Annotated in this window: 10 protein-coding genes and 1 pseudogene; 7 read left to right on the top strand and 4 right to left on the bottom strand. The window is 71.0% G+C overall.

All coding sequences use genetic code 11. The features are described from left to right. Positions 1-89: 89 nt before the first annotated feature. Positions 90-1,313: an NYN domain-containing protein gene (locus F9278_RS10590; protein ID WP_152168089.1), complete on the bottom strand. Its 1,224-nt coding sequence runs from the start codon at positions 1,311-1,313 to the stop codon at positions 90-92. 243 nt (positions 1,314-1,556) lie between these two features. Between F9278_RS10590 and F9278_RS46110 the strand changes: the two genes are divergently transcribed. Further along, complete coding sequence (locus F9278_RS46110; RefSeq protein WP_086755445.1) at positions 1,557-1,721, top strand: hypothetical protein; 165 nt, start codon at positions 1,557-1,559, stop codon at positions 1,719-1,721. A 114-nt stretch (positions 1,722-1,835) separates the two neighbouring features. Here F9278_RS46110 and dnaE read toward each other — a convergent pair whose 3' ends face one another. After that, positions 1,836-5,375, bottom strand: a complete 3,540-nt coding sequence (gene dnaE, locus F9278_RS10595) for a DNA polymerase III subunit alpha (RefSeq protein ID WP_152168090.1) — start codon at positions 5,373-5,375, stop codon at positions 1,836-1,838. A gap of 214 nt (positions 5,376-5,589) precedes the next feature. On the opposite strand from dnaE, the gene F9278_RS10600 reads away from it, so the two are divergent. The 3 genes from F9278_RS10600 (at position 5,590) to F9278_RS10610 (ending at position 8,614) form a co-directional block, all read left to right on the top strand. Continuing rightward, complete coding sequence (locus tag F9278_RS10600) at positions 5,590-6,915, top strand: DUF2252 domain-containing protein (RefSeq protein WP_152168091.1); 1,326 nt, start codon at positions 5,590-5,592, stop codon at positions 6,913-6,915. A 131-nt stretch (positions 6,916-7,046) separates the two neighbouring features. Beyond that, complete coding sequence (locus F9278_RS10605; protein WP_152168092.1) at positions 7,047-7,733, top strand: hypothetical protein; 687 nt, start codon at positions 7,047-7,049, stop codon at positions 7,731-7,733. Between the two features lie 80 nt (positions 7,734-7,813). Then, complete coding sequence (locus F9278_RS10610) at positions 7,814-8,614, top strand: DsbA family protein (protein ID WP_152168093.1); 801 nt, start codon at positions 7,814-7,816, stop codon at positions 8,612-8,614. A gap of 99 nt (positions 8,615-8,713) precedes the next feature. Here the strand turns inward: F9278_RS10610 and F9278_RS10615 are convergent, their stop codons facing one another. Continuing rightward, positions 8,714-9,355, bottom strand: a complete 642-nt coding sequence (locus tag F9278_RS10615; RefSeq protein WP_152168094.1) for a hypothetical protein — start codon at positions 9,353-9,355, stop codon at positions 8,714-8,716. A 337-nt stretch (positions 9,356-9,692) separates the two neighbouring features. Here F9278_RS10615 and F9278_RS10620 point away from each other — a divergent pair, with 337 nt between their 5' ends. Then, on the top strand, positions 9,693-12,998 hold the full coding sequence (locus F9278_RS10620) for a helix-turn-helix transcriptional regulator (RefSeq protein WP_226966690.1): 3,306 nt from the start codon (positions 9,693-9,695) through the stop codon (positions 12,996-12,998). Positions 12,999-13,162: 164 nt separating this feature from the next. Next, entirely contained in the window at positions 13,163-14,848 is a 1,686-nt protein-coding gene (locus F9278_RS10625) for an alkaline phosphatase D family protein (RefSeq protein ID WP_152168095.1), read from the top strand. 21 nt (positions 14,849-14,869) lie between these two features. On the opposite strand, the pseudogene F9278_RS10630 reads toward F9278_RS10625, so the two are convergent. Then, a pseudogene (locus tag F9278_RS10630) lies at positions 14,870-15,463 on the bottom strand (dienelactone hydrolase family protein); the annotation flags it as partial. Positions 15,464-15,557: 94 nt separating this feature from the next. On the opposite strand from F9278_RS10630, the gene F9278_RS10635 reads away from it, so the two are divergent. Beyond that, positions 15,558-16,682 (top strand): mechanosensitive ion channel family protein, encoded by a 1,125-nt coding sequence (locus tag F9278_RS10635; protein ID WP_152168097.1) that lies wholly within the window; start codon positions 15,558-15,560, stop codon positions 16,680-16,682. The last annotated feature ends 3 nt before the right edge of the window (positions 16,683-16,685 follow it).

Consider the following 16,685-nt stretch of genomic DNA (forward strand, 5'->3'; position numbering starts at 1 on the left):
CGCCCCTCAGGGGCGCGAGGAACTGCGCGACCAGCCACAACGAACGCGCGCCCGCCCGCGAACAGGCGCCCCCGAGCTACCAGGCGCCCCTAACGCTCCCCCGCCGGCGCGTGCTCGACCCCCGTCCGCGCGTCGATCTCCCGCCAGAACCCGGCCCTGATCGCATACCGATCGTGCTCATCGATCTGGTCGTCCTTGTGCGCCAGCAGCCCGAACCGCGCCGCGTACCGCAACAGCTCCCCGTCCACCCGATGCGGCACCCGCGGATACATCGTCGACAGCTTCTGCAGATGCGTCTGGTCGGTCAGCCGCGCCATCCACCGTCGAGCGAACACCTGTCCGACCTCGAAGGGGTCGCCCCCCACGGTCGTGATGTCCTCCTCCCGGTCGGCCCATCGCTGCTCCGCCGTCGTCAGCTGCGCCAGCGTCGGCATGGCCGCCGCCTCCGGCGGCTCCGCCGCGCCCCCGGGCCGGTCCACCCACCCCTTGTCGGAGGACCACCGCAGAGTCGCGGTCGTCGGATGCTGCACGGCGTGCGCTCCGGGCCCGCGCATCGCCGCCAGATCCTTCGGCGTCGGTACGCCCTTGGAGGTGGCCGCCCGCTCGTCGGCGCCGTTGCGTCCGGCGCCCGCCGCCGAGGCGTGCTCCGGCTCCCCGGTCTGCCGCTCGGCGGCGGCGGCGAGGGCCGACTCGGGCAGCGGCGCCGAGAGGATCGCGGCGATCTCCGGGCGCGGCACCGGCTGCGGTGCGCAGACGCCGCCGATGTCCTTGGCCCGTACCGCCTTGGTGATCCAGATCCGGTCGAGCACGCGCCGCTCGTCGGCCTCGGCGACCAGGTCCTCGGACTGGTTGTAGTCGCCGTCGGCGGCCTGCACGGCCCACAGATGGACGGCGACGCCGTGCTCCTTGGCGGCCATCATGCCCGGCAGCAGATCGCCGTCGCCGGTCACCAGGACCACGTCGGAGCAGGCGCGATTGCGGGCCAGTTCGGTGAGTTCGGCGTGCATGGCGGCGTCCACGCCCTTCTGCGCCCAGCGCCCGTCGCTGCGGGTCAGCGCGCCGAGGCGGACGGTGACCCGGGGCATCACGCGCAGTCGGCGGTGCTCGGGCTGCGGGACGCGGTCGGGGGCGCCGTCGAACCAGTAGATGCGCAGCAACGGCCGCTCGGTGTCGGCCTCGGCGCGCTCGCGCAACCCCTGGATGAGGGCGGCGTGATCGACGGTGATGCGGGAGCGGGAGGGTTCCCCGGCGAGGAGGCTGGCGGCCGCGCCGAGCAGATACCCGGCGTCCACCAGGACGATGCAGCGGTCCACGCGATCCACCCTCTTTCCGGGAGGTTTGCTTCGGGCTTCCTTCGAGTCTGCCCGACCGCGCGGAGGTTAACGGCCGGAACTCGATCTTCGGCGTGGCGTGTGCGCCGCGCGCCCCCTCCCGTACGGCACACGGTCCGACAACTCTCGTCACGGACGGTGATTTTCCGAAATGCGCGCCCTGTCATGCTATGTGAGTCTGGTCGCGGCCCTGGCCCCTAGACCCCCTTCAGGAGGCAGATCACCATGGCCAAGAACAAGAAGCAGGACCGTAAGCAGCCGCAGTCCGAGCGTGGTCAGCAGGAGGCCCAGCAGTCTTCGCTGGAGTCGCAGGCCGAACAGCGCGCGACCCAGGTGACCCCCGGCGACATGGCCCGCAAGGGTCGGCAGAAGCGCTTCGGTCACAACTGACATGGCGGGACGGGCTGTTGAGGCCCGAGCACACCGAGGGGCGCATCCGATGCATCGGATGCGCCCCTCGCGCTCCACGCGCCCGTCGGTCCGTCCGGGTCCGCCGGGCCCCGCTCAGCCGGCCAGGCAGGACGGGCCGAGCAGCACCTTCAGATCGCCGAACAGGGCCGGATCCGGCTTCACTCGGTGGCGGTCCAGGCGCAGCACGGTCGTCTTGGTCGGGCCCTGGAGCCTGATCCGGACCTCGCTGTCGCCCTTGTGGTGGGTGAGGATCTCACCGAGCCGGCTGACCATGGGCGGGGTGACGCGGGTGGCCGGGATGGTGAGGATCACCGGTGCGTTGGTGCCCGCGTGGGACAGGTCGGGGACCTGCATCTCCATCGCGACCAGGCGCGGCACCTCCTCGCGCTTGTCGAGGCGGCCCTTGACGAACACGACCGCGTCCTCGACGAGTTGGGTGGAGACGAGCTGGTAGGTCGCCGGGAAGAACATGCACTCGATGGAACCGGCGAGGTCCTCCACCGTGGCGATGGCCCAGGCGTTGCCCTGCTTGGTCATCTTGCGCTGGAGGCCGGAGATGATGCCGCCGATGGTGACGACCGCGCCGTCCGCGTGCTCACCGCCGGTGAGCTGGGCGATGCCCGCGTCGGCCTTGTCGGAGAGCACGTGCTCCAGGCCGAAGAGGGGGTGGTCGGAGACATAGAGTCCGAGCATCTCCCGCTCCTGGGCGAGGAGATAGGTCTTCTCCCACTCGTCGGTGGTGAACTCGACGTCGAGTCCGAAGCCGGGCTCGTCGCTCTCCTCCTCGCCCATGCCGCCGAAGAGGTCGAACTGGCCCTCGGCCTCCTTGCGCTTGACCGCGACCACGTTGTCGATCATCGAGTCGAAGTGCGCGGTGAGGCCCTTGCGGGTGTGCCCCATCGTGTCGAAGGCGCCCGCCTTGATCAGCGACTCCGTGGTGCGCTTGTTGCAGGCGACCGCCTCGACCTTGTCGAGGTAGTCGGGGAAGGAGGCGTACTTCCCCTTGGCCTTGCGGCTGCGGATGATCGACTCGACCACGTTCGTACCGACGTTGCGCACGGCTTCGAGGCCGAAGAGGATCACGTCGTCGCCCTGGGCGGCGAAGTTGTGCTCGGACTCGTTGACGTTCGGCGGGAGCACCTTGATGCGCATGCGCCGGCACTCGTTGAGGTAGACCGCCGACTTGTCCTTGTCGTCCTTGACCGAGGTGAGCAGCGCGGCCATGTACTCGGCCGGGTAGTTGGCCTTGAGATAGCCGGTCCAGTAGGAGACGAGTCCGTACGCGGCGGAGTGGGCCTTGTTGAAGGCGTAGCCCGCGAACGGGACCAGGACGTCCCACAGGGCCTGGATGGCCTCGTCGCTGTAGCCGTTCTTCCGGGCGCCCGCCTGGAAGAGGACGAAGTTCTTCGCCAGTTCGTCGGGCTTCTTCTTGCCCATCACGCGGCGGAGGATGTCGGCCTCGCCGAGGGAGTACCCGGCGATGATCTGGGCGGCCTTCTGCACCTGCTCCTGGTAGACGACCAGGCCGTAGGTGACCGCGAGAACCTCTTCGAGCGGGCCCTCCAGCTCCTTGTGGATCGGGGTGATCTCCTGGCGCTTGTTCTTGCGCTCCGCGTAGTTGATGTGCGAGTTCATGCCCATCGGGCCGGGCCGGTAGAGGGCCGAGACGGCGGAGATGTCCTCGAAGTTGTCGGGCTGCATCTGGCGGAGCAGCGAGCGCATGGGGCCGCCGTCGAACTGGAAGACGCCGAGGGTGTCACCGCGGCAGAGCAGTTCGAAGGTCTTGGGATCGTCCAGCGGGAGGGAGAGCATCTCCAGGTCGATGCCCTTGTTGGCCTTCACCATCTTGATGGCGTCGTCCATGATCGTGAGGTTGCGCAGGCCGAGGAAGTCCATCTTCAGCAGGCCGAGCGACTCGCACTGCGGGTAGTCCCACTGTGTGATCGTCACACCGTCGGTGTGCCGCACCCAGATCGGGGCGTGGTCGACGATGGGCTCGCTGGACATGATCACGCCGGCCGCGTGCACACCCATCTGCCGGACCAGGCCCTCGACGCCCTTGGCGGTGTCGATGACCTTCTTGACGTCCGCCTCGTTCTCGTACATCGACCGGATCTCGCCCGCCTCGCTGTAGCGCGGGTGGGAGGGGTCGGTGATGCCGTTCAGGTCGATGCCCTTGCCGAGGACGTCGGCGGGCATCGCCTTGGTGAGCCGGTCGCCCATCGCGTACGGGTAGCCCAGCACGCGCGCGGAGTCCTTGATGGCGTTCTTCGCCTTGATCTTGCCGTAGGTGCCGATCATGGCGACCTTGTCGGCGCCGTACTTCTCCGTCACGTACCGGATCACCTCGACGCGCCTGCGCTCGTCGAAGTCGATGTCGACATCGGGCATGGAGACGCGCTCGGGGTTGAGGAACCGCTCGAAGATCAGTCCGTGCGGGATCGGGTCGAGGTCGGTGATGCCCATGGCGTACGCGACGATCGAACCGGCGGCGGAACCGCGGCCGGGGCCGACGGCGATGCCCTGCTTCTTGGCCCACATGATGAAGTCGGCGACGACGAGGAAGTACCCCGGGAACCCCATCTGGATGATGACGTCCATCTCGTACTCGGCCTGCTTCTGGCGGTCCTCGGGGACGTTGCCGTTGAAGCGGCGGTTCATGCCGAGGCGGACTTCCTCCTGGAACCAGGTGACCTCGGTGAAGCCCTCGGGGATGTCGAACTTCGGCATGAGGTTCCTGGCCTCGAACATGCCGGAGGTGTCGATCTGTTCGGCGACCAGCAGGGTGTTGGCGCAGCCCTCCTGCCAGGCGTCCGAGGAGTCGACGGCGTACATCTCGTCGGTGGACTTCAGGTAGTAGCCGGTGCCGTCGAACTTGAAGCGGTCCGGGTCGGAGAGGTTCTTGCCGGTCTGGATGCACAGCAGGGCGTCGTGGGCGGTCGCCTCGTGCGCGTACGTGTAGTGCGAGTCGTTCGTCACCAGCGGCGGGATGCCGAGCTTCTTGCCGACCCGGAGCAGGTCCTCGCGGACCCGGTGCTCGATGTCGATGCCGTGGTCCATCAGCTCCAGGAAGTAGCGGTCCTTGCCGAAGATGTCCTGGTACTCGGAGGCCGCCTTCACCGCCTCGTCGAACTGGCCGAGGCGCAGCCGGGTCTGCAGCTCGCCGGAGGGGCAGCCGGTGGAGGCGATGAGCCCCTCGGACCACTGGGAGATGGTCTCCTTGTCCATCCGGGGCCACTTCTGCAGCCAGCCCTCGGCGTACGCGTCCGAGGAGAGCTTGAAGAGGTTGTGCAGACCGGTTCTGTTCGCCGCCCAGATCGTCTTGTGCGTGTAACCACCCGAACCGGACACGTCGTCCCGCTTCTGGTGCGGCTGGCCCCACTGGATCTTGCGCTTGTTGCGCCGGGACTCGGGGGCGACGTACGCCTCGATGCCGATGATCGGGGTGACGCCGGACTTCTTCGCGGTGTGGAAGAAGTCGTAGGCCCCGTGGAGGTTGCCGTGGTCGGACATGGCGATATGGGTCATGCCCATCTCGTTGCACGCGTTGAACATGTCCTTGAGCCGCGCGGCACCGTCCAGCAGCGAGTACTGGGTGTGGACGTGCAGGTGCGTGAACGGCGGCTTTGACACGGCTTCGGCCTCCAGGGGTCACAGGGGAAACAGGCGTGAACGGCTTCCCCACGGGCTGCTGACAGTCTGGGGGGACAGCGTCGAAGTCTATGCCTCGGCACTGACACCGCGAGGGGTGTCCCCCGTACCTTCGGAGAGGAGTCGCGGGCACTCCCGCGCGCCCTCGCACGTTCAGAAGTCGACCCACCCGTGATCCACCAGGAGGCACCCAGCGATGTCGGTCCCGCAGCTCAACGACGAGCGACGCGGCGAGGAGATCCTCGCCGTCTTCGACACCGCCTTCGGCCAGCTGCTGGCCGCCGACCCGGCCGCGTTCCGCGTGAAGTTCCGGAAGATGGCGGCCTCGGCCTTCGCGTTCTACCGGGGCACCGCGTGCCTGTTCTACAAGGACCTGGACGAGGAGAAGGCCGAGGGGCCCTACCTCGACGAGCGCACCTCGCGCGTGTGGATCCACGGCGATCTGCACGCGGAGAACTTCGGCACGTACATGGACTCCACGGGTCGCCTGATCTTCAATGTGAACGACTTCGACGAGGCGTACGTCGCCCCCTTCACCTGGGACCTGAAGCGCTTCGCGGCCTCGGTGGCGCTCATCGGGTACGCGAAGGCGCTGAGCGACGAGCAGATCACCGAGCTGGTGGAGACGTACGCGGCGGCCTACCGCGAGCGGATCCACGCCATAGCGACGGGCGCCAAGCTGGACGAGGTGCCTCCCTTCACCCTGGACACCGCGCAGGGCCCGCTGCTGGACGCGCTGCGTGACGCCCGCTCGCTCACCCGTTTCGGCCTCCTGGACTCGATGACGGAGATCCGCGACTTCGAGCGCCGCTTCGCGCCGGGCGGCGGCTCCATCGAGCTGGACGCGGCGACCCGGTACAAGGTGCTGGCCGCCTTCGACGGCTATCTGGAGACGCTCCCGGAGTCGTCCCTCACCCGCCCGGACTCGTACCGGGTGAAGGACGTCGTGGGCCGCCGGGGCATCGGTATCGGCTCGGCGGGCCTGCCGTCGTACAACATCCTGCTGGAGGGGCAGAGCGACGCCCTGGAGAACGATGTGGTGATCTACATCAAGCAGGCGCAGACCCCGGCAGTCTCCCGGCACATCACCGACCAGCGGATCCGTGAGTACTTCGCGCACGAGGGCCACCGCACGGTGATCTCCCAGCGGGCGCTTCAGGCGCACGCGGACCCGTGGCTGGGCTGGACCGAGCTGGACGGCGCCGGGCAGCTGGTCGCCGAGGTGTCGCCGTACGCGGTGGACCTGGACTGGAGCGACATCGACGACCCGGAGGAGATCGCGGCGGTCGTCGCCGACCTCGGCCGGGCCACGGCCACCATGCACGCGGCGGCGGACGACCTGACCGGGCAGTCCCTGGTGCCGTTCTCCACGGAGCGCGCCATCGACGCGGCGATCGCGGCCGACGAGGAGGGCTTCGCGCCGCTCCTGGTCGACTTCGCGCACGCGTACGGGGCACGCGCGCGTGCGGACCACCAGATCTTCGTGGACCTCTTCCGCAACGGCCGGATCCCCGGCCTGTAGGAAGCACGGCACTGACGCAATGAGGCATTGACGCAATGAGGTAGTGAGGTAGTGAGGTAGTGAGGCATCGACCACTCACAGGGGCCGTTTAGCGGTCCCTTACGGGTGCACGTGGGAGACTCTCCAACGCCATGGACATATCCGGGACCCACTTCAGAGCCGTACGCGCGGCGCTGTTCACGGCGGTCGTCGTGACGCTCAGCACCGCGTCGCACGTGCTGCTGTCCGGGGTCCCGCTCCCGTTCACCACCGTCGCCGCGATCGCCGCCGCCGTCTTCCTCGTCGCCTGGGCGCTGGCCGGCCGTGAGCGCGGCTTCGGGCGGATCGCCGGGGTGCTGATCCCGCTGGAGCTGGCCGCCGACACGGTCTTCACCACGGGACAGCACGCCTGTTACGGCGAGGCGGGCGGCCCCGTGACGGGTCCGCTGCGCCAGTTCGGGCTGGACGTGCTGTGCGGCGGCGGCAGCGTCGGCGCACCGCTGGCGCGGGTCGCCGACGGCTCCGAGCGGGCGGGGGTGCTGCTCGCGGGCGCCGGTCCGGCCGCCGCCTGGCTGCTGCTCGCCGCGCACATCGCCGTGGGCCTGCTGGCCGCCGCGTGGCTGCGGCGGGGCGAGCGGGCGCTGGCCCAGCTGCTGGACGCCGCGGTCGCCGCCGGCTTCCGGCCGCTGCTGATCGCGGTCGCCGCGGTCATGGTGCGGCCCGCCCCGGCGGAGCAGCGGCCGAGGCGCACCTCGCACCGTACGGGCACCGCCCGCACCCTTCTCTTCGCCCACTCCCTGGGACGGCGTGGACCGCCGTGCTCGGTCACCTTCGCGTGACCGCCTTCTGAGCACGAGCACGTCCCCACCATCCAATTCCGCGCACCACGTGTGCGCGTCCTTCAGGGAGTTCACCCACCATGAGCAAGCGGAACAGCAGCGCGGCGAAGTCGGCGGCCCGTGAGCGGCTGCGTCTGGAGCGCGAGCGGCAGGCCAAGCGCGCGAAGATCAGGCGGCAGGCGATCGTGGCGTCCTCGATCGTCGGGGTACTGGCGATAGCCGGCGGCATCGGCTACGCCGTCGTGCAGAACAACAAGCCCACCAAGTGGGAGGAGGCCGCCGACGCCACGGTGGTCGCCCCGGCCAACACCTCGGGCAAGAACGGCACCACGGTGCTGATCGGCGACTCCAAGTCCAAAAACGTCATCCACCTGTTCGAGGACCCGCGCTGCCCGGCCTGCGCCAGCTTCGAGCAGACCGTCGGCGAGACGGTCAACAAGGGCATGGAGGACGGCGACTACAAGCTCTCCTTCACGCTCGGCACCTTCCTCGACGGCAATCTCACCGGCGAGGGCTCCAAGAACGCGCTGAGCGCGCTCGGCGCCGCCCTGGACGTCAGCCCCGAGGCCTTCCTCGACTACAAGACCGCGCTGTACTCGACGAAGTACCACCCGTCGGAGTCCACGGACGAGTTCGCCAAGGACAGCTATCTGATCAAGGTGGCGAACACGGTCGACGCGCTGAAGAACAACAAGAAGTTCCAGAACGCCGTCGAGAAGGGCACCTACGACGCCTGGGCGATGAAGATGAGCAAGTCCTTCGACGACGCCGAGGGTGTCGAGTCGACCCCGACCATCAAGATCAACGACAAGGCGATCACCAACCCGTCGTCGGTCGCGGACTGGGAGACGGCGCTCAAGGACGCGGGCGTCACCAAGTAGCCGGCGCGAAGCGGCGGTCACACGTCGCTTCGAGAACGGGCGGGTGCCCCCGGAGGCCAGTTTTCCGAAACACCCGCCCGTCCGTCTGTCGGGGACGGGCTAGGGCGCGATGTACGGCTTGACACGTCCCCGGTAGTCCTCGGGCCGGACCTCGTTGTAGTACTTGTCGGCGTCCTCGCCGTCCGAGGTGAAGATGTAGACCGGGCACTCGTCGGACTCGGCCTCGCCGCTGTGGGTGTACTGCTCCTTGCCGGTGCGGGCCTCCACGACCCGCACCCGGTACGAGGTGTTGTACGTCTTGATCTTCAGCGGCTTGCCGTCGGCCTCCATGTCGCAGATCTTGCCGGTCGCGGTGGCCTTGGTGCGCTCGACACAGACGACCAGCTCCGCCTGCTCGGGCTTGTCCTCGTAGTCGAGGAACCAGCCCTTGGGGAAGTCGCCGTCGACCGGCACGCCGCTCGTCCAGCCGTCGCCGGTGCTGTTCATGAGCTGCGCCGGGTGCACGGTCTTCTTCGTCCGGTCGTAGGCCGGCAGCCCCGCGAAGCCGAGCCCGTCCGTGCAGACCCGCTCCAGGTCCTGGGTGGTCACCGGCACCTCCGGCTCGTCCGCCGCCTTCCCCGCCGCCCCGGCGGACGACGACCCGCCGTCGCTCCCGCTCCCGCTGGTTCCGGCGGATGACGAGCACCCGCACAGGACCACGCCCAGCACTCCGGCGGCGACCCATATCCGGGCACGCTGCATTGACGACCTCCCTGCCGAAAGAAAAAGAAGCAGGCAGGGCATGTCCCCCCGGTTCATGCCCTGGCCCCCCTGCCCTGCCGAAACAGAAGCGTGCCGGACTCCGGACCCCCGGGTATCGGGGAAGATCCCCCATGTAGTTGTGCGGCCACTGTGAAACCGGGGGCTACCCTGTTACGCGCCTCGAAGGCGTATTCGAGGGGTACCCGGCGGGGGCGTCGTACGGGGGCGTACGTCTCCCGCACGAGAGACGTACGGGAGACGTACGGGAGACGTACAGGGGTTGCCACGACCATCCCGACAGGGCGCAGGGGGCCTGGAGTTGTCGTCCTTCTCTTCGGTGCCGACGAGCTTGCCGTTCGCGGCGCCCTCGGCATCCTCGCCGTTCTCGTCACTGTCGTCGCCGGCCCTGGTCGGCAGGGAAGCGGAGCGGGAGCTTCTGGCGGCTGCCGTCCGGGCGGCCCGGGAGGGGCGGGGCTCGTCGGTGTTCGTGCTGGGCGAGCCCGGTATCGGCAAGTCCCGGCTCGTCGAGGAGGCCACGTCCACCGCCGCGCACGCCGGAGCACGGGTCCTGCGCGGGCGGGCCGCGTCCGCCGGGCGCGCGGTGCCGTTGCGCCCGCTCGCGGAGGCGGTGTTCTCCGGGTTACGGGGCGACGGCGCACCCTCGGACGGCGACCTCGGCCTCTACGAACCGCTGCTGTCCCGGCTGTGCGGGCTGGCGCCCCAGGACGGCGCGCCCCTCGTCGGATACGCCGAGGCGGTGCTGCGGCTCCTGCACGTGCTCGGCCGGGACGACGGCTGTGTCCTGGTGCTGGAGGACCTGCACGACGCCGACGCCGACACGCTCGCCATCGTCGACTATCTGACGGACAACCTCGCCGGTCAGCGGGCCGTCCTGCTGGCCACCCTGCGCGGTGAGTCCGGCCCGGCGCTCGACCTCGCCGAGGCCGCCACCTCCCGTCGTACGGCCCGTACGGTCCGCCTCGCCCGCCTCGGGCCGGCCGGCACCGCCGAACTGGCCGCGCGGTGTCTGGGCCATGCCACGGCGGAGGAGGTGCCGGCGGCCGTGCTGGACCGGCTGCATACCGTCTCCGAGGGCGTCCCCTTCGTCGTGGAGGAGCTGCTGCGCGCGATGGTCGACGGCGGCGGTCTCGTCCGGGACGGGGCCGCGCGCTGGACGGTGACCGGCTCGCTCGACGCCGGTGTGCCCGCGACCGTCGCCGCCGCCGTCCTGCAACGCGTGGACCAGCTGCCGCCGGCCGGCATCGCCCTGCTGGAGGCGGCGGCGGTCCTCGGCAGACGTTTCCCCGTGGACATCGCCGCCCGCGCCGCGGGCCTGGACCACGCCACCGCCCTCACCCAGCTCCGCCACGCGGCCCACGCCCATCTCGTCTCCGGCGCCGCCACCCCGTCCGACCCCGGCTGGCACACCTTCCGCCACGCCCTGACCGCCGACGCCATCACCCGCAGGCTGCTCCCGCCCGAACGCGCGGCCCTCTGCCTGGCCGCGGCTGACGCGATCGAGGGGGCGAGGGCGGCGGGTGAGGAGGCCACGAGCCCTGAGGCGCTCCCGCGCGAGGGCACGAGACCTCAGGAGGCGGGCGTCGAGGAAGAGGAAGGCGAGGAAACCGGACACGAGGACGGGTACGACCCGACACGCCCGACCCCGGCGAGCACGGCGGACCCCGACACGCCCACCACACGGGACGCCCGTCCCCACGTACCGGTCGGCCCCTCCGACCTCCCGTACGGCGAACCCGACACCCACCCCCTCGCGCTCGCCCAGCCCCTCCCTCAGCCCCTCCCTCAGCCCCGCGCCCCCCGCCGCTCCCTTGCCGGTGACGCCGGTGACGCCGGCGACGACCTGTACCGGCTCGCGGCGGAGCTGTGTGTCGCCGGTGGGCGGCCGGCGCGGGCCGCAGTGCTGCTCACCCGGGCCGGGCGGCAGGCGGTCGCGCGGGGCGCGCTGCTGACCGCCGTGGAACTCCTCGACCGCGGCCTGGAGCTGACCGCCGACACGCCGGACGCGCCCACGGAGGCGGTGGCCCGGCTGCTGGAGGAACTGCTCGGCACACTGGTCCTCACCGGTGACGTGCGGCGCGTACCCGAACTCGGGAACCGGCTGGACCGTGTCCTGACGGTGTCGGGCGCGCCGGCGGGCCGCCGCGCGGCCGGTTTCCTCACCCGTGCGCGGGCCGCGGCGACCGCCCAGCAGTGGGAGGAGGGCCTGACCGCCGTACGGCAGGCCAGGGACCTGCTCGGCGACACGCCCGACCCCGCGTCCCGGGCCGCCCTGGACGCGGTCGCCGCCCATCTGGTGCTCAACTCCCAGCGCCCGGACCGGCTGGAGAGCGCGCGGGCGCTCGCCGAGGGCGCCGTCGCGACCGCGGAGGAGGTGGGGCTGCCGGAGGTGGCGTGCAAGGCGCTGAACATGCTCGGCTACTGCCTACGGCCCCGGGATCTCGGCGAGGCGGAGGACGCGTTCGCCCGGCTGGTCGCCACCGCCGAGGCCCACGCGCTGCCGGTGTGGCGGATCCGCGGCCTGCTGGAACTGGGGGTGCTGGACCGGGTCCGGTTCACCGGCACCGACCGGCTGGTCGCCGCCCGAGGGGCCGCCGAGGAGACCGGCGCGGTGCTGATGACGGCCTGGGCCGACATGCATCTGACGCTCGCCCACATCCTGCGCGACGAACACGACCGGGCCACCGAGTCCGCGCGTCGGCTCCAGTCGACGGCGCGCCGACTGCGGCTGCGCGAGGTGGAGTTGATCGGCGTCGGCGTGGACGGCATCATCGCCGCCTCGCTCGGGGACCGGGAGAAGCTCGACGCCACCCTGCGTGCCCTTCAGCGCGCGCTCGCCGGGCGGAGCGCCGGCGCGCTCTGGGGCTACGCCGACACCTCCGTGTGGGGCTGGGCCCAGGGCGTCTGCTCCCTGCTGCGGGAGGAACCCGACCGCGCGCTGGCCGAGTTCACCGACGCGGACGGCGTCATGAAGGCGCTGCCCAGCACCGGTGGCGTCACCGGCTTCCTCGGCCCGTACCTCCTGCTGCGCACCCTGCGCGGTACGACCGACTGGGCCGAGCTGGACGGCCCCGGCACCGACCGGCTCACCCGGACCCACTGGGACCGCCCCTTCGCCGGCTGGTCCCGGGCCGTCCTGCTGGGCCGGGAGGGCCGGGCCACCGAGGCCGCCAAGACGGCGGAGGAGGCGCTGACCGGGACCGCCGCCACCCCGCTGGCCGCCCATCTCTGTCTGCGTCTGGGCGCCCAGGCCGCACTCGCCGACGGCTGGGGCCGGCCCGTCGAATGGCTGCGCACCGCCGAGCAGTTCTTCCACCAGCGGGGCACGACCCGGGTGGCGGCGGCGTGCCGGGCGCTGCTGCGCGAGGCCGGTGCCCCCGTGCCGCGCCGCCGCCAGGGCCACGACACGATCCCGCCGGAGCTGCGGCGCGCCGGGGTGACCGCCCGGGAGTACGAGGTGCTGCGTCTGCTCGGCGCCCGGCTCGGCAACCAGGAGATCGCCGAGCACCTCTTCCTCTCCCCGCGCACCGTCGAGAAACACCTCGCCAGCCTCCGCGAACGCACCGGCCGCCCCGACCGCGCCGCCCTGATCACCCTGGCCAGGCGATACGCCGACGAGCAGTGACCGCCATGCCCTCCCCGCACGCCCCCTGGAAGTCGGGTCTCCCCCCACTCCCAGTCCCCCGCGCTGTTCACCGACCGACGAACAGCGCACGCCCGTCTGAACATTGAGTGGATTCCGGTCCACCGCCTTACCTCCGGCCCTACCGATCAGTAATCTCGTCCGCCGTGACCAGTCGCAGATCTCCCTCAAGCCCCGGTTGCCCCGACTCCCCCGCCCGGCCCACGAGTTCGGGCGCCCCGAGCCGCCGTACGGTCGTCAAGGCGGCCACGGCCGGGGCCGTCCTCGCTCCACCGCTGGCCGCCGCGATACCGGCCCGCGCGGCCGAGGCCCCCGCCTTCCTGCACGGTGTCGCCTCCGGTGACCCGCTGCCCGACGGGGTCCTGCTGTGGACCCGGGTGACGCCCACCGCCGCCGCGACACCCGGCTCCGGGCTCGGCCCGGACGTCGAGATCGGCTGGACCGTCGCCCTGGACAAGGCGTTCACGAACATCGTCATCAAGGGGTCGACGACCGCGACCGCCGCCTCCGACCACACCGTCAAGGCGGACGTCCGCGGCCTCGCGCCCGCCACGAACTACTGGTTCCGCTTCTCGGCCGGGGGCACCGACTCGCCCGCCGCCCGCACCCGCACCGCGCCGGCCGCCGACGCCGCCGTCACCGGCCTGCGCTTCGGCGTGGTGTCCTGCGCCAACTGGGAGGGCGGCTACTTCGCCGCCTACCGCCATCTCGCCGCGCGCGGCGACCTGGACGCGTGGCTGCACCTCGGCGACTACATCTACGAGTACGGCACCGGTGAGTACGGCACCCGCGGCAAGGTCGTACGGCCGCACGCGCCGACCCACGAGATCCTCTCGCTCGCCGACTACCGCGTCCGGCATGCCCGTTACAAGACCGACCCGGATCTGCAGGCCCTGCACGCCGCCGCGCCGGTCGTCGCCATCTGGGACGACCACGAGATCGCCAACGACGCCTGGTCGGGCGGCGCCGAGAACCACACCGAGGGCACGGAGGGCGGCTGGGCGGACCGTCAGTCGGCGGCCAAGCGGGCGTACTTCGAGTGGATGCCGGTGCGCCCGGCGATCGCGGGCACCACCTACCGCCGACTGCGCTTCGGCAAGCTCGTCGACCTCTCCCTCCTCGACCTGCGGTCCTTCCGCTCGCAGCAGGTGGGGATCGGCGACGGCGAGGTCGACGACCCGGACCGTACGCTGACCGGCCGGGCCCAGCTGGACTGGCTGAAGGCCGGGCTGAAGTCCTCCGACACGGCCTGGCGGCTGGTCGGCAACTCGGTGATGATCGCCCCGTTCGCCCTCGGCAACCTCACGGCCGACCTCTTCGAGCCGCTCGCGGAGCTGCTGGGCCTGCCGAAGGAGGGCCTCGCCCTCAACCCCGACCAGTGGGACGGCTACACCGACGACCGCCGCGAACTCCTCGCGCATCTGCGGGAGAACGCGATCGGCAACACGGTCTTCCTCACCGGCGACATCCACATGGCATGGGCCAACGACGTGCCGGTGAACGCCGGTACGTACCCGCTGTCGGCCTCCGCCGCGACCGAGTTCGTGGTCACGTCGGTCACCTCCGACAACCTCGACGACCTGGTGAAGGTCCCCGAGGGCACGGTCTCCGCGCTGGCCTCCCCGCTGATCCGCGCCGCCAACCGGCATGTCCACTGGGTCGACACCGACCGGCACGGCTACGGCGTCCTGGACATCACCGCCGCGCGGGCGCAGATGGACTTCTACGTCCTGTCCGACCGCACGAAGGCCGACGCGAGGTCCTCCTGGGCGCGCTCGTACCGGACGCGGACCGGGACGCAGAAGGTGGAGCGGACGTACGACCCCGTGTAGCGACCCCTGTGGACCGTGGGCCTACAGACTGTCGAGGAAGCCGAGTGCCACCCGCCAGGTGGCCTCGGCGGCCTCCTCGTCGTAGTCGGGCAGCTCGGGATCGGTGTAGAGGTGACCGGCGCCGGCGTAGCGGTACACCTCGACGTCCGCGCCCGCCCTGCGCATCTGCAGATACCAGGCGCTCAGCCAGTCGTCCGGCTCGAACGGGTCGGGTTCGGCGATGTGCAGCTGGACGGGCAGGTCGTCCACGGACGCGGTGGCGGCGATGTCCGAGGTGCCGTGCAGGAGCAGCAGCCCGCGCGCGTTCTTGTCGCCCAGGGCGAGGGTCTGCGCGGTGGCGGCGCCGAGCGAGAACCCGGCGTAGACGAGCCCTCGCTCCGAGTAGGGCGCGGCGGCGAGCACCGCCCGCCTCAGCAGTTCCTCTCTGCCCAGTTCCTGGTTGAAGGTCATGCCTTCCTCGACCGTGTCGAACGTCCGTCCGTCGAAGAGGTCGGGGGTCCACACCTCGTGTCCGGCGGCACGCAGCCGGTCAGCCGCCGCGCGCACCGCGGGCCGCGGTCCGTAGGTCGAGTGGAAGAGCACGATGTTCATGGGGCCATGGTGCCAGCCGGGTCCGACAACGACTCCGCCGACCGGCTGGGCGCCCGTACCCCGAGGGCGTCCGAAGTCACATGTTCATGACCCCGCGCGGCCGGTTACGTTCGAAGGCATGGAGAATCTACTCCGCCCATTGATCGTCATCGGCGGCTCGGTCGTCCTCACGCTGCTCATCGGCTGGACGACCGACCTGCTGCTGCGCAAAGCGGACCAGCGGCACCCGGAGACACCTCTGTGGGGCCTGCCGCGCCGCGGTCGCATCCCCTATCAACTGGTCCTGTGCGCGGCCTTCCTCAGAGCGTCGTACGACCAGGCGCAGCTGCTGGAGCAGCACCGGACCGCCGTCGGACGCACCCTGACGCTGGTGCTGATCGGGGCGACGGCCTGGCTGGTGATCCGGATCGCCGCGGCGATCGTGGAGACGACGTACAGCCGTTACGCCCGCGCCCACCGCGATCCGGCCCGGGTCCGCCGGGTGCGGACCCAGGTGACGCTGATCACGCGGGTGGTCGCGGCGATCGTCGGTGTGGTGGCCGTGGCCTCGATGCTGCTGACCTTCCCGGCGATGCGCGCGGCCGGCACCTCGCTGCTGGCCTCGGCCGGGCTGCTGGGCATCGTCGCCGGTATCGCCGCGCAGTCCACGCTGAGCAACCTCTTCGCCGGTCTGCAGATCGCCTTCGGCGACATGGTCCGCCTCGGGGACGTGGTCGTGGTGGAGGGCGAGTGGGGCACGGTCGACGAGATCACCCTCACCTTCCTGACGGTCCGCACCTGGGACGAGCGCCGCATCACGATGCCGGTGTCGTACTTCACCTCGAAGCCCTTCGAGAACTGGTCCCGGGGCGGCGCCCAGATGACCGGCACGGTCTTCCTGCACGTCGACCACGCCGCGCCGCTGCCCGCGATGCGCGAGCGACTGCGCGACATCCTCCGTTCCTGCCCCGCCTGGGACGGCCGCCACTTCGACCTGACCGTCACCGACGCGACCCCCTCCACCATGGAGGTCCGCGCGCTCGTCACCGCCAAGGACCCGGACGACCTGTGGACCGTCCGCGTCACCGTCCGCGAACAGCTCATCCACTGGCTCACCGAGACCCACCCCTACGCCCTCCCCCGCGTCAACACCGCCGACGCGGTCCTCCCCCCGTCCCACCCCGACGCCCTCCGCGACGGCACGGCCCCCCGCGCCAGCCGGGCCCGCGTCCACGAGCCGCCGAGGTCGACCGGCCGGGGGTGAGGC

Source organism: Streptomyces phaeolivaceus (assembly GCF_009184865.1).
GTDB lineage: Bacteria > Actinomycetota > Actinomycetes > Streptomycetales > Streptomycetaceae > Streptomyces > Streptomyces phaeolivaceus.

Coding starts and splice junctions, on each gene's coding strand:
- F9278_RS46110 (WP_086755445.1), top strand. CDS start 1,557: ATGGCCAAGAACAAGAAGCAGGACCGTAAGCAGCCGCAGTCCGAGCGT.
- F9278_RS10600 (WP_152168091.1), top strand. CDS start 5,590: ATGTCGGTCCCGCAGCTCAACGACGAGCGACGCGGCGAGGAGATCCTC.
- F9278_RS10605 (WP_152168092.1), top strand. CDS start 7,047: ATGGACATATCCGGGACCCACTTCAGAGCCGTACGCGCGGCGCTGTTC.
- F9278_RS10610 (WP_152168093.1), top strand. CDS start 7,814: ATGAGCAAGCGGAACAGCAGCGCGGCGAAGTCGGCGGCCCGTGAGCGG.
- F9278_RS10615 (WP_152168094.1), bottom strand. CDS start 9,355: ATGCAGCGTGCCCGGATATGGGTCGCCGCCGGAGTGCTGGGCGTGGTC.
- F9278_RS10635 (WP_152168097.1), top strand. CDS start 15,558: ATGGAGAATCTACTCCGCCCATTGATCGTCATCGGCGGCTCGGTCGTC.